This is a genomic window from Spiroplasma eriocheiris (assembly GCF_001029265.1).
GTDB classification, from domain to species: domain Bacteria; phylum Bacillota_I; class Bacilli_A; order Mycoplasmatales; family Mycoplasmataceae; genus Spiroplasma; species Spiroplasma eriocheiris.
Genome location: NZ_CP011856.1, coordinates 658765 through 674161 on the forward strand (window position 1 = coordinate 658765; position 15397 = coordinate 674161).

The following is a 15397-nucleotide window of genomic DNA, read 5'->3' on the forward strand; positions in this document are numbered from 1 at the left end:
AATAATTAAGATGAATAATTCATGATGAACTTATGTAATATCAGTGGTAGTGGTGATTAGTTTTCTAGCGTTATTTGCTGGGATTTATTGAAGAAAAAAACATCATCATCGTCAAGATTTTAATAAACAAATTAGCCGTTTAGTTAAGAATTATCACCATTTTCGGTTACAAAAAAAATTTTTAAAACCTTTGCGCCTAACAATTGCGAATAATACCCATGAAATTCCCTTTGTAAAGACGAAAATTAATATTTATCCTTTTACTCTGCAAAAACGACCCGCCCCGAGTTATGTGGCAAAGATTCCAGTGTTAGATTTAACTGATCATAAGGGGCTGCTAGCAATGGAAGGGGAGGCACCATTGTGGAAGGAGAGTTGTGTGTTAACCAAAACGCATTTATTTATGCTTGGGAAAAAACCAAATGTTATTGAACTTGCTAAAATTAAACAGTATTATTTTATTCCATATAAATTTACAATTGCCTTAATAATTACCTTGTTTAATAATGATCAATTAATAATTGAAACTGGTGAGCAAGAACTATATTACTATCTGCTCTTTTTTGGATTAAACATTAAAAACGACTAAACTAATTAATAAGGATTTCAAACATTGTGAATGTTTAGAAAGCATTATTGACCTCCAAGTTTTTTTATATAAAATAGAAATGTAAATATAAACCCATTGAGTGTACATAACACCTCTTATTTTTTTCCAAGCATTGTTAAGATATAATAGGTGTTTTTATTTTCAAAATTTGAAAATTTAATAACAAAATTTAACTTACACAAAAATATTTACAACGAACTTATGAGTTTTTAAGTGTTTTACCAACTTAATTTGTACTTAAAAACAATTAGATTTTATAAAGGAAGGTTTAGAATAATGCAATTAGAAGATAATTCAAAACAATATGTTATTGTTGAATTAAATATTCAAAATGCTAAAAAAGCAATAAAATTTTATGAAAAAGCATTAGGTGCGGAAATCATTGAAGTCTTAACTGGTGAAAAATTACCAATTAATAACCCATATTCTTTAATTCTTCGTAATAAAATTATTCATGCTAAATTAAATTTTAAAGGAACTTTAATTTTTATTTCTGATAAAATAACTCCCAGTGCAAATGAAAAATGTTCAGAAGTACGGTGCAATCGCTCAACAGTTTCGGTCTGTTTATCATTAGATAGTGAATGAGAATTTGAACGTTTATTTTATAATTTAGCAGCTGATGGTGAAATTACCATGCCAATTTCCAATCAATATTGAGGAGCAAAGTTAGGAATAGTTGAAGATAACTTTGGAGTTACTTGAACCTTGAGTTATAAACACCCTTAATTAATAAGAAAAAAAGTAGGAGTCTTTCTTTAGTCCTACTTTTTATATTAAGAATTAATAATAATTTTATTGTTGGTAACAAGCATTAAATTAATGATACTTATAATTGTAAAACAACTCAATAAGATAATAAAGATTATTGGTTTAGCATCATTAACAATAATAATTGGAATAAGGATAATACTAAAAAGTAAACTTAAAATCCCGCGCCCAAAAACATGGTCAATAATCATTGCTAAGGACATATTATCCCGACCTACAAGGCTCGTAACATTAGTTTTTTGCGTTTTTGTGATCAGTGCTAAACTAATCCCAATTAAAATTTGACTAACCCCAATTCCAATAATTAAATATAAACTCGTGGTTAGTAAATTATTCCTATAATAATTAATAATTAACATTCCTAAAAATAACCCTATACTAATGATAACTAAGATACTATTAATAATATTGATATAATAAACCTTTTGTTTATTAATTGAAAAGAGACTACCACCAAGATAACTAAGTTTGCGCAGGAAATAAAAAACACCAATTCATATTATTCAGTAAATTGTTTGGTTAAAAACCAGAACGGGAAGCAGATAGCCAATAAATTCATTGAACCCATAAGTAAAACTAGACGGAAATAAATAAGCTAAGAATGGTTTATTTTTTCAAATCATTTTAAAGTTTCCATTATTAGTAGCAAAAGTAATTTCGTTGGTCATAATATTTTGATTGCGATGAATTGTTATTCACAATCCTATCCCCCAACCGCCAAAATAACAAATTAATACAATATTTAAAATATTTTGTTCAAGAAAATAAAAACATAAAAAGGGGATGATAATTGGGAAAATTCCAACTAGACTAAATAATAAGGTTGGGTTAACTTTGATTTTGTTGCTAATTCCATAACTGCGGATAATCTCCATTGTAAAAGGGACCATTCCGGCTAAGAACATGCCAATTAATCATAAGTTAATGGCATAGCCATAAATCAAGTAGTTATTATCAAAAAAATTAAAAATCATAATGGTTGTTAAAAAAATCATTAAGAAAGTACTATTAATTTTTAAAACAACATGGTTTGAATGCTTTTTCTTAATTCGTATTCATAGCGGGGTAAAAAATAACATTGTTAAGGGTACCAAGAGAAACACTCAGATGTTGTTTAATCCAAATTTGGTAAAGGTTAAAAACGGTAAAAATGAATAAATACTTCCAATAATGCAACTTTCTAATCCCAAGGATATTTTTCATCCTGTTAATTTATTCATCAGTGCTTTCCCCCTTTCTTAATGAAGGGCAACACGGAATTGGTAATTTTCTAGGTTGGGTTTTTTTTCATAAATTAATTTTATTTGTTTGTAAAAAGTGGTGATTAAAAATTCAATCTCATTTATTCCGGTACAAAATCATTAGTTTTCAAAACAACGGATAAATTATAATTGCAAATAAGATATTCAACGAAAAGCGCACATCATTACTTAAAGTTGCTTTAATAAACATTGAATAAGCGACATTATTACCATATAAAAGATACCATTCTAAATAGTTTAAACCAGTAACTCCTAACGCAAACATGGGCATAATAATAATAGTTAGTCATCAGTGTTTAATGATCCCTCGTCGCAAACCAAAGATAATTAATCCATAACCATTCATTAGTAAAAAATATCAAATGCTGCTAATACTAGCACCAGTTAAAATTAACTGTAAACTACAGCAAGTATTAATTAGTCCGCATGCTAAATCATAAGTAAAAATTACACTACTAGCAACAACCATAAAAGTGATAAATTCAAAACCAGGAATAAAACGAAAAATAGTATTTAAAGCTAACGTAATAGCACTCAACATTGCAATAACTGTTAACTTAAAAATTGATTTAAATGCAATAATTTGTTGGCGGTTCCTAACTTTTATTTTCTTCATTAAGGTTGAGATTATTTTTGTAAACCAAAATAATACTTAAGAATATCCTAAAATAAGAAGTTATCCTAACATTTAAACCAATGGGCTGACTTTTTTTCTGATTATTATATAAAAACATTGTGATCATTCCATTCTATTTAATATTTAATTGTTCTTTGCTTTCTTAACTATGTTACAAGACATCATCACGACTTTTAAAAAGATATTTTAGCATTATTTAATCTCCATTTAGATAACAATAATTATATTAATAAAATTATATCTTATTTTATGAGGGAATTAAAAATAAACAATTATTTAGTTTAAAATATCAAATTATTTTTGTTTATTTTTAAGGTTATAATTAAAAATGGAAGGTAACAATCAAAATTACCTAACCAAATATAAGAGTATTTAAAATACCAATTCTTAATCACTAAGATTTGGTATTTTTATTTATAAAGGAGAAAATTATGAAAGAAAAAATTGATATTTCAGAATGACCTTATGATAGAAATCAAGTGTCAGTTTTACATGAGTTAAGATTCAATGAACAAAAAACAATTGTTAAGTATGTTAGGGAATTTATTAAATATCTAGGTGAAAATACTAAAATAATCGAAAATCATATTAAAATAAGCTCAAATTCATTATTATTTTCATTAATATTTTTTAACTATAATGATCCCTATTATTTTTGAAAATTTATTAAATCATTTCATATCTCTGAATTAAAAGAATGAGCTTTATATGAAGAACAACTATTAATCCTAAATGCTACAAATGAATATAATTTCATTAATGAAACAAATAATGTTGAAGAATTTAGACCAAAGTTTGAAGAATATACTTTTGAAAATTTAATTACACCATTAATAAAAAAAATCCTTGAAATTAAAACGAAAATATTAAATAAAAATGAAAATATAAAGGAAGAATTAGAATTACATTTTGATAATATTTGGAATAAAATTAAGTGGAAGACTATTGAAATTTTAAAAGATAATTATTTCTTATTAAATAACCTTTTTAATATGATTAATGCTAAAAAAGTATTAGACTTTTTAAATCCCTTATCTAGAAGCAAAAATGACCTTAATTTTTATTATGAACTTTCAATGATAGAATTAAAAGACAGCATTGAGGAAGAATTAACCAGTGCAAAAAATAATGCTGTAATTTATAAATTATTAAAAGATAAGATTATTCCTAAGTTAAAAAAAGCTGCAGGTAATTATATTAACTTTCTTAATAAATCTCTAGAAGAAAAAAATGCAAAGGTTTTAGTTAATAGTAATTTATTTATTGATTGAGATAAAAAAGATAAAAATCCAACGCTCTGACAACAAGTAGAAGATTTACCAAAAATTTCACCTTCTAATTGTTTAATTTTTAAAAATTTATATCATCGTTATAAAATTGAAATTGATAATATTCTTGCTTTTTTAAAAATATCGTCATTAATTGCTCAGAAAATTAATTATTTTAATCAAAAAAAAGATTCCAACCAGTTCTTAGTGATGGCTACCAAAGACAAAAAGATCCAAAACTTAAAAATTACCGGAATTGAAATACAAATCAATAAATTAAGAAATGATTATTTATCTCTAATAACAGCCAACATTGGGATGGTTATTGATGAGCAAGAAATTATTAAATTTAGAACTAAGACTCAAACTTATTTTAATAAGTATAATGAGATTATGAATGGTTTGCGGTCAGAGTCCCAATTTAACGGCGAATTAATCATACAGATGCATAAGGAATATTATCCATGTTGAGAAAAGTTTGTGAAAGTAATTAGTGATATAAATATTCCTAAGGAAATATTATTCCCAACATCAATCATGATAAAAGAAAATGATTTAATTTCTAACTCTAAAAATTGAAGCGTACAAAAAAGAATTGATGAAATTAAAAAGCAATTAATTGATAATAATCAAAAGAATTATAATGCCCTTAAAAAGAAACCTCACCAAGTTGAAGAACCAGCTATAAATTATGAGGAAGTTATAGAAATTAAAACAACTACGCCAATTACACCAGGTGTTATTTTTGAATCAAAAGAAAAAGATCCTTCAAATTTAACCTCAAAAAAAGTAAAAGCAGAAGAAACTAATGATGATTATTATAAGTTTAATAGAAAAAATAAAGATAGAAAAAAACATGTTGTTACTATAACCAATGAAAAATCAAAAAAACCTAACAACCAAAATAAAAAAAATTTTAGTAAGAATTCTCCTAAAGTAAATAATTCTAAAAAAGAACAAAAACATTTTTCTCAAACAACTAATAATATATATAATGATGATCAATTAAAATTAATGAATGAAGTATGTTCTGCTTATGATCAGAATATTAATAAACCGGTAGTTAAAAAAAGTTTAGACCAAAAAATAAGTATTTTAAATCAAAAAAATCCGCAATGAATTTATAAAATTGATAAAGTTATCCCGCCTTATGTTTCTAAATCATCATCAATTACTTATGCTTCTACTTTAAGCCTAATAGTTTTAAATCGTTCGGTGGGCATTGACAAGGGAGGGCGACCAGCTATTAAGTTAGCGGAAAAGGAAAACAAAACATTGGTGTGAGCTGGAACTAGTGATGAGTCTTGTCAATATGATATAGTTATTTTATCCCTTAATAAAGAAACATCATTTTTTATTAAAAATATTAGTTGAGTAGCAAATTCTGAAATAACAGGTCCTTATTTACTGAATGGTACTGAGCATTCAATTGGTTATGAAGATTTAAGAAATTTATGAAAATTGTTAGTTACCAGCCAGCAGCAGTCTAATTTAGAGGATGATACACGAAAAAATTTAATGAATGCTTATCAAGCTTTTATCAACATAATTACTAATACAAAAGATCCAATGATTTATTCTTTAATAAAAGAATTTAATAACCATCAACATAATAATTTGAATGATACCACTACCGATGCAATGAATGAATATTATCAAAATTATATAAGTTCTAATCCAAATAACTCATCACTAGCAGAACTATCTTTTTCAGATAAGACTGCAAGAGACCTTAATATTAAGCATATGCAGTTAATTAAAAAACAACAACAAAATTGCGCCAAACAAATCTCGTTAAATAATAGTAAAGGTTCAAAATTATTAAATGAAGAGGAAAATTATTTAATACCAGATCACTAATTTAAGGATTTTTATTAATATTTTATAATTTAAGGGAAAGATAATAGTTAAGCAAAAAATTATTAAAATGTAATTTTAAAAAATAAACTCTTAATTAGTTTAAAATATAGAAATAACAGCACAGTAAAATTGGAATATAATTAATATGAAAGGAGTATACTACTTAAACAAATACTTTTACCATACAGAAGCAAGCAGGTTACATTTTTTTAAAATATTTAAATATCAAATTCTAACTAATTAGAGTTTGATATTTTTTTATGTAGAAATAACCAAATTAAAAAAATGGTTGGTAATCACAACTAACCATTTTAATGTTTTTAATTTCTTAAAATTATCTTTTTTAACAAAGAGTACTATATGTTCCTTGCACATCAACAACAACAAATTTATAATTAAATTTAAAATTAAAAATAATTCCACAACCACCACTTGCGCTATTAATTAAATTATCAATTTTTCATTCACGTTCAATATAATCAAACATCCAAGCATCTGTTCAATAAAAGCGTGAACGGGGAGTTGCTATAAAATCGTTTCATGTTGGAAATTTAGTTAAAAATTTTTTTAAGTCACCTGTAAATTTATACATTGTCGTTCCACTAGCAGGTAATAATTCTTTACTACTTTCTCCCGATATATTAATAGTTAAGTAGTCTCAATTTGCTGGGGCGTTCGGATCTAAAACTACCGAGTCTGCTAATTTTGAAAGATTACTTTGTTCGAATAACTGCTTGTTAATTAGATTAGGTGTTGCACTAATCATTGAGATTCCACTTGTTAATATAATTAAAAGAATAATTAATTTTTGCATAATGTTTCCTTCTTTCCAAAGTTAGTTATAACTTTTTAAAATATGATAGAAATGCTATTTCAAATCTATTAATTTAATCATAACAACTTCAAAAGATATTTAATTTATTTTTTTTAAACCTTTCCAAAGTTTATTTTTAATAATTTTTGTAAGGAAGATAAATATTAAAATAAAATTATTACTGAATTAACCCCAGCTACCATATTTAAAATAATTTACATCCTATTTTAAATATGCTAATATTTAAACAATATATATACAATAGGAAGAAACAAAATATGAAAAAAATACTTTAGCGATTTTAAATGAGTATAAAAAACGATTATTGAATGATAAATCAGTTGGAGATATTTTTCTAACTAAACCCCTGTCAAATAGCAAAAATATTGTTAATTTTTTAGATCTTTTATTTTTATCAAATCAAAATCCAGAAACGATTTGAAAAAAAATTAATAAAAAAGAAGATTTAGTTATTAATAAATTAACTCCCGAAATGATTAAAGAAATTTGTGGTTATCTAGGGGGGATTATTAATAAAAGTAAAAATGATGAAGAATTTTCTTTACATTTAACCCAACATGGTTTTGCTAAATATCCAATTTTACATTATCATAAATTTTTAACGGCTAGTTTTGAACTATTTGTTAAAAAAGAAAATAAAAAAATTAGCGAAGAAAGTTTATTAAAATTAGAAAAACTAATTACTGAAGAAGTTAATAAAATGTTTACTAAATTTTATCGAATTTTGCAAGACGTTAAATTATATTTATTAGAAAAAAATGTTAATCCTTTATATATTGGGTGACCATACATTGAAGGATTAACCCAAGCTCAGAAAGTATTTCGTGCTCCCTTATTATTATGACCTGTTAATGAAATTACCCGCACCAAAAATAAAATTGTATTAGCTACTAAACATGAGGAAATTTTATTAAACTCTGCCATTCGGTTAAGCCAAATCAAAGATGGAAATTATAATGTTGCTGAATTTAGTTTTGATTCTTTGCAATTAACAAATGATATTTTTACCAAAGCAGTGGGGGATTTACAAACATTAGGGTTTAAAATTAAAAACGAAAGTGCTTTAAATAATTTAACTAAATTAAATTATTATAAACAAAAAGATTTAGTCTTATTAGATCCGAATTTTAATTATGAAAAAAATATCTCGCAACTTTATGAGGCCAGTCAATTAGCAATTGTTTATGACAGTTATCTAGGAATGTATAACATTTCATCAACAACGTTATATCGTGATTATTGTGACTTAGAAAAGATTAGCGATAATTCAGTTGACCATCTTTTTAAAAATGAATATCAACTTGAAGAGGACTGGGATGAAAATCGCTTAGCATACCAAGCAGAGTTATTGGAAAATTCAGTGATGGCTATTAATAATTATGATATTTCACAAAAAGTAGCGATTAAAAAAGCCTTAGAAAAAAATACAATTATTCAAGGACCACCAGGAACAGGAAAATCGCAAACTATTAGTAATTTAATTATTAATAATTTATGTCGTAATGAACGAGTTCTTTTTTGTGCTGAAAAGCAGGATGCGATTAAAGTTGTTTACCATAATATGAAAAAAATTCAGAACTATACTTTAATGATTACTAACTTAGAAGAAAAAGAAGCATTTTATAACAAGATTTTAGAAAGTCTTAATAATATTAACCAACTTCATCCACCAGTTGAAAGTGCTAGTTATTTAAGTAAAATGGATGCCTTATATAGTGATATTAAAAATTATAAAAAATTTGCCCAACAACAAAGTTTTCAAGAATATTTAGAATTTTTAAATCCTGTGAAAGAAAATCAGTTAGTTTTAGACTATGAATTTTTAAGTCAATTTTATTTTTTTGAATTAGAATATGAAGACTATCTTCGTCATGGGGATAAAATTTTTCATAACACAATGATCACCAAGAAGTTTCTTGCTTTATTTAATGACTACTCGCTTTTAGCTGATATTTATCATAAATTAGCAGCGAAAGATTTTAAAAAAATTATTAAAAAAGTTAATAACTTAAAAACTGACAAGCTCTTGGCCTTAATTTTTAATTTGTTAGTTAATAATAATGTTAGTTATACAATTAGTAGTACTGATGAAAATAAATTTAATTTATTTAAAATTGAAAAGCAAGATACTATTCTTGCATTAACAGCTGAATTTACCAAGGCTGATTACTTTGTTAATCGCTTAGATATTATTGACCAAAATGATCGTCTTCGCCGAGAAGATAAAAATTACCAATTATATTTTTATCTTGCTAACTATGTCAATCAAAAAGATGATATTTACTTAATTTATCAAAACTATTTTGTTAACCAATACCAAGATAAGTATGAGGATGTTATTAAAATTGGAAATCTTAATTGACGGGAAGAATTAACTGCTTTAACAAATAAATCAATGGTTAATACAAATGATTATTTAGATTATTTATATCACCAGCAAGTGCGAGAGTTAATTAAAGAAAATTATGCGGATCAAATTCCCCAAATTATTGAACAATGTAAAAAGAAAAATAAAAAATCAATTACTCATTTTTTTAAAGAAAATTATTTATTAATGAAAATTTTATTTCCCGTTATGATGTTAACTCCTGACATTGCTTCCCAATTATTGGCTTTAAACTATCAAGAATTTGAACAATTAATTTTTGATGAAGCTTCGCAAATTTTTGTTGAAAAAGCAATCCCAATTATTTATCGTGCTCAGCGAATATTAGTTGCTGGAGATAAAAAACAATTAGGACCAACTAACTTTTTCTCAACACGATTTGATTATGAAAATTGATATAATGATGAAACATTTTCTGAAATTGAAGCAAATTTAACAGATAAAAGTTTACTTGATTTTGCTAGTAAACAATATAATCCTAGTATGTTACGGTTTCATTATCGTTCAAAATACAGTGAATTAATTAACTTTTCTAATGCAGCTTTTTATGATAACAACTTAGTTGTTGTTTCTAATAAAACTAAAAAAGATTTCCCCCTTAAGTTAATTGAAGTTAATGATGGAGTGTGAAAAAATCGCGGCAACATTCCGGAAGCTAAACGAGTAGTTAGTTTATTAAAAGAAATTATTCAACAAAGAAAGCATCATGAAACAATTGGAGTTGTTACTTTCAACGAAATGCAAAAAAATTTAATTTGGCAGTATTTAATTGAAGAATTTGAAAAAACCCCAGCATTAGAACAAGAAATGCACCGGATGGTTGATGGACGTAATGAAGGATTATTTATTAAAAATATTGAAAATGTACAAGGAGATGAGCGAGACATTATTATTTTTTCAATTGGTTTTGCTAAAGATCAGGACAATAAATTTTCTCAATTCTTCGGTCCATTATCCCAAGCGGGTGGGGAAAATCGTTTAAATGTTGCAATTACCCGGGCAAAAGAAAAAATATATATTGTAAAATCGTTCCCATCCAGTTTAATTTCCGAGAATTCTAAACATCCTGGCCCTCGATATTTTAAATATTATTTAGAATATGTCGAGCAGCTAAACCGTGGGGCTGATCATGAGGATAAAGTTTTAGAAAAATTAAGTTCTATTAAAAACAATCAAATTCATTTGAATCATCCAAAAGATAGTAAGCAATTTGTCAAAGAAGTTGCCGAAATGTTAGAAACTGCATTAAATGATAATGGTCGCTATATAATTGCCACTCATACCATTCAAGGAACATATGATATTGATGTTAGCATTTATGATAAAAAGAAAGATTACTATGTGATGGGAATTATTTGTGACAACTTAACATATCCACCCGGAATTGAGCAAAAAGAATATGATTTTTATCGGCAAAAATATTTGGTTGAGCGTGGTTGATTAATTGAAGCAATTTTATATAGTAATTGAAGAACGGCAAATAATCGTTTAGAAATAATTAACAAAATTGTGAAAAAAGTCCGTGGTAAGTAGGAGGGTATAATGAAATTTAATTTAACTAAAATTAAAAAAATGGAAAGTTTACAAGACTTTCAAGATTATTTATTAAAAACATATTTACCAAAAAATAATAATCGGATTATTAAAGCTGAATTATTAAATATTATTCATGATTATTTTCCGCTGGTTAGTCAAGATGAAGCCAACCAGTTTATTGAAACATTACAAGATAATAAAGTTCTTTTTCTCCGTGGTTATGGCTTTGTTGGGAATGGAACTTTAGAGTCAGTTGGCAAAATTAAACAAGTGCAAGCAAGTTTAACAAATACCCAAATTTTTACCGCGGATGAAATTACCAGTGAATTGCAGAAAACAGAACTAAAACCACGGGTGAAAAAAAGTTCACCCTCAAAAAGAACATCAATTGTTAAACAGCCAACGACTGATTTTGCTAATTTGTCATTTAATGAACGGTTTAGGAATTTTATTCATTTATTGTATCCAGTTAAACCAGAAAAAAACAAGCCACAAATTACATTGTCAGATATCCCTGATCTTTTCGAAACCGAATTTGAACAAGATGAAGATTTTATTGATCCAGCAAAACGCAATATCATTACCAAAGCACCAAATGATAATTTGCCAACTACCAAATTGCAATCTCATAAACAAGAAAAATTAGTTTTTGATTTTGCAAATATTACTAGCTCAGAAGAAATTTGAGCTAATATGGGGATTAGTGATTATCGCAAATATTTTTTAGCCTATCATCGAATTAGTCTATTTCAATACCAAGGGTTACGTAAATTTTTTATCGATTATTTATTAGCTTTACCAATTTCGGATAAATTAATTGATAAATATTTTAGTTCGATCTTTGCTAATAAAAAACTTTATCAAGAATTTTATGATAATTATTTACGAAATCGGATCAAATATTCTTATATTGTTGATTATAATTTATTTTATGATGTTAAATTATTTAAGGAAAAAAATAACAAATATGAACCAGTTATTAAATTAACTGCCGAAAAATTAATCATAAACTTATTTCTCCAATTTTTAACATCAACTTTTAATGTGGATGATAATAAATTACAAATTGATCCGGTTGTGATAACCAACCTTAAAAATCTTTATTGGGATTTTAATCAAAAAATGCATTTATTTGAATTTAAGGATTATATTTTTTCCACTAATCCAAAATGAAAAGAAGAATATGCGTTAAACTTTATTAATTTTTTTGAAAAATATAAGTTTTCTTCTAACCAAGAAGCAATTAATTTAATTACTAACAGACTTGAAAGTAGTAAGTTACAAGAATTATTAACAGCTAATCTTAGCAAGATTAATTTTAAAGATAGTACAATTAATGATAAAACTTTATGATATGATGTCAAAATGACTTGCCGCTTATTAGATAATGAATTAATATATATTAAAGGAAATTTATTAGATAATATGCAAACTATTTTTGAACAAGCAAAACAATAAAAAAAATAACTTAATTTTTTAAGTTATTTTTATTAACTTTTAATTAATTTTAAATATTTTTAAGACTAAAGGTAATTGAGCTAGTTATGTATAAATTTAAATTTTAGATATAATTTAAAATTGATAATCTCCATTTTAAAGTAATACTAATTTTATAATTTTTAATTTTATTCTTGTAATCTATTTTAATTAATGCTGCCTAAATTAATTTTACTAATTAATTAAAATTAAATAAATTTTTAGTTTTAATTTTTTTACTATTAAATTTTTAGAATGGTTATTGTTGGTAATAATGACTTATTTTTTAAAAGAAAGGTTAAAATTTTGATTTATATTAATTACTTATTTTATTTTTTTAAACACATCATTTATTCGAACCTTATGCAATCTAATCATTCTAATATCTTTAACTTAGTGCAGTTTTATAGTATAATATACTTAATTAAAAGTATGGTAAAACAAAATTAAATGGGGTGTTACAAGTGTCAAACAAAAAAGTTATTGATTATTGAAATGATGATAATTCTTATATTGAACCTGCTAAAAGACCAACTTCAATAATGAAAGAGCCAACTGTTGAGCCACTGCATGATAATAAACGAAAAATTGAAAATAATGTTGAATCATGGGATGATTACTATAATTATTCAGCAACTTTAATTGATGATAAAGTTAATGGTAGTGACTATGATGAATTAGCTACTGATGATGTAATTACTCCTCTTCGTAATTTTAAAGATGTTGAAATTAACCAGAGTGAAGAATTAGGGGAACTTGATGACTTAAACTTAGGAAATAAAAATCGTTTTGTAAATGATGATGAAACTAATTATAATAAGCCCCAACCAATTTTAAATGTTAATGAAATGCATGAGCGATGAAAAGCTAATAAACAAAATTCAGTACAAGCGCGCTTAAATTTTTTGCGTAATCGTAGTCAAGAACCAAAAATTGAAGGCCGTCGAAAATATAGTTTTTTAGTCCCCGAGTCCTTAGCTGATATTATTAAAAAACCAACTCCCGTAGTAATTGATGCGACACCAACTGCGGGGGGTGATGAAGTTTTTACCCAACGACGATTTTTTAATAATCCAAATTTAATTAAAAAAGTTCAGAGTCAGGATGAAGAAAACATAGCAACAGGGGAAGAAAAAACTAATTCTTTCAATGAGCAAGAAAATAGTGTTAATCCGTCATTACAAAATATTTTGCAAGCAGCAAAACAAAATATGGCAGAAGTTAATAAAGAAGCAATTTTTATTAGTGATGATGATTTTCTGGACCCTGATCATTTAACTCCTGCCCAACGGTTAAAATTACTAAAAGCAGCGAATGATCCTAATGATCAACAACGGAAACAAATTTTACAAATGAAATTAAACCGTGGTGTAATGGGGTCATTATCCCAAGTTGTCAAAGAACGATTACAAAAACTTGAAAATGGGGAGTTAGAATTAGTCGAAGATGCTAATGAAAATGATGATAATAAAAAATAAATATTTATTTTAAACTAAATAAATGTCTAATTTTATTAGATATTTATTTTTTAAAATGTCCTATAATTCCTATAGGAAAGTAGGGAAAAATATGAGAAACAAAAAATATTTTGATGACATTTTGGTAATTGCTAAACATGAATTATCCAGGAGATTAACATGGCAACAATTGATAAAATATTAAGTAACCACTTTTTAAAGTCAATTAATGAATTACTAGAAAAATTTAAAGCCACAACTATTATTAGTAAATTAGAATTAAAAAAACACCATTCCAAATTTTTGTGGTTAATAAATTACTATAATAATATTAAGTTTATTGTTATTCATTTAAAAATTGATCATAATGAAAAATAAAAGATTGCAAAGGATTTTACAATAATCCTTTTTCTTTTATTAAATTAAGTTTAAGTTGAGGTTATTAATTTTAAAAAATAGGGACTATAATTGTACTAAACAAGTTATAATTAAACAAAGGAGTTGAAAAAATGTTTTTGTTTAATGATGAATTTAGTTTATCAATTTTAATTGCTTTTATTATTATCCAGGCAATTTTTTTAACTTATTTGCTAATTACTTACCAAAAAATTATTATTCCGTATCCGAATGAAAATTATTCTTCGTCTAAAACCACCACTGCACTTCAAATTATTGATAAATACCTGGTAAAAAATGATATTACTAATTTAAATGTTGTTAATCATCCCGAAATGCTTAAAATTAATCGTTGTTATCGGCGCCAGACCTTTGTAATTAATGATTTACAAATTTTTAATCGTCCATATACTTTAACCGGGTTGGGGTTAGACTATGTGTTAGGACGATTATTTTATGCGAGTGAAATTCACCAAAAGAATAACCAGGTTCGCTTTTTAAGTTTTTGACTATATTGAGCACCCGCTATTTTTAATATTTTATTTTACTTATTCGTAGCCTGTGGGATTGCTTTTTACATATTAGTTAAAATTCGCAGTGACTTCTTAAACAATAATATTATTTATATAATTAATAAACTACATTTATTTACCTTATTAGCAACTATTTGCTTTGGGTTATTTTTATTAACAATTGGGGTTAATAATAAATTAAAACAAAATTTAGAGAATTTGTATGAACAAAAAATGAAAAAATTTGTAAAAAGTGATTTTCCTGAGTTATACTATGATTGAGGGGTTGCTCGTCGTTATTCGCGCAGTATCCATTTTACCTATACATTTGGTTGTTCTTGAATCTTTCAAAAAAATTATAAATATACGGGACCATTTGGTTTATAAGGAG

The 15397-nt window shown here is 25.7% G+C and carries 11 protein-coding genes; 8 read left to right on the forward strand and 3 right to left on the reverse strand.

What is annotated here, in order from left to right; genetic code table 4:
• Positions 1-10 precede the first annotated feature (10 nt).
• Together SERIO_RS02980 and SERIO_RS06280 are read left to right on the forward strand one after the other, a co-directional pair.
• Complete coding sequence (locus tag SERIO_RS02980; protein ID WP_047791415.1) at positions 11-589, forward strand: hypothetical protein; 579 nt, start codon at positions 11-13, stop codon at positions 587-589.
• Between the two features lie 297 nt (positions 590-886).
• A complete protein-coding gene (locus tag SERIO_RS06280) occupies positions 887-1339 on the forward strand; it encodes a VOC family protein (RefSeq protein ID WP_053040822.1) in 453 nt (150 codons plus the stop codon).
• 47 nt (positions 1340-1386) lie between these two features.
• On the opposite strand, the gene SERIO_RS02990 is transcribed toward SERIO_RS06280, so the two are convergent.
• On the reverse strand, positions 1387-2601 hold the full coding sequence (locus SERIO_RS02990; RefSeq protein ID WP_053040823.1) for a hypothetical protein: 1215 nt from the start codon (positions 2599-2601) through the stop codon (positions 1387-1389).
• Complete coding sequence (locus SERIO_RS02995) at positions 2594-3259, reverse strand: hypothetical protein (RefSeq protein ID WP_053040824.1); 666 nt, start codon at positions 3257-3259, stop codon at positions 2594-2596. The genes SERIO_RS02990 and SERIO_RS02995 overlap by 8 nt, the downstream gene beginning before the upstream one ends.
• Positions 3260-3711: 452 nt before the next feature.
• Between SERIO_RS02995 and SERIO_RS03000 the strand changes: the two genes are divergently transcribed.
• Entirely contained in the window at positions 3712-6408 is a 2697-nt protein-coding gene (locus SERIO_RS03000; protein WP_047791417.1) for a hypothetical protein, read from the forward strand.
• Between the two features lie 343 nt (positions 6409-6751).
• On the opposite strand, the gene SERIO_RS03005 is transcribed toward SERIO_RS03000, so the two are convergent.
• Entirely contained in the window at positions 6752-7222 is a 471-nt protein-coding gene (locus SERIO_RS03005; protein WP_047791418.1) for a hypothetical protein, read from the reverse strand.
• Between the two features lie 325 nt (positions 7223-7547).
• On the opposite strand from SERIO_RS03005, the gene SERIO_RS03010 reads away from it, so the two are divergent.
• The 5 genes from SERIO_RS03010 to SERIO_RS03030 all read left to right on the forward strand — a co-directional run bounded on the left by SERIO_RS03010 (position 7548) and on the right by SERIO_RS03030 (position 15393).
• Positions 7548-11162, forward strand: coding sequence for an AAA domain-containing protein (locus SERIO_RS03010; protein WP_047791419.1), 3615 nt, complete (start codon positions 7548-7550; stop codon positions 11160-11162).
• Between the two features lie 9 nt (positions 11163-11171).
• Entirely contained in the window at positions 11172-12623 is a 1452-nt protein-coding gene (locus tag SERIO_RS03015) for a hypothetical protein (protein WP_047791420.1), read from the forward strand.
• A gap of 482 nt (positions 12624-13105) precedes the next feature.
• On the forward strand, positions 13106-14119 hold the full coding sequence (locus SERIO_RS03020) for a hypothetical protein (protein ID WP_047791421.1): 1014 nt from the start codon (positions 13106-13108) through the stop codon (positions 14117-14119).
• Positions 14120-14278: 159 nt separating this feature from the next.
• Positions 14279-14476 (forward strand): hypothetical protein, encoded by a 198-nt coding sequence (locus SERIO_RS03025; protein WP_047791422.1) that lies wholly within the window; start codon positions 14279-14281, stop codon positions 14474-14476.
• Positions 14477-14607: 131 nt separating this feature from the next.
• Positions 14608-15393, forward strand: a complete 786-nt coding sequence (locus SERIO_RS03030; protein WP_047791423.1) for a hypothetical protein — start codon at positions 14608-14610, stop codon at positions 15391-15393.
• Positions 15394-15397: the final 4 nt, after the last annotated feature.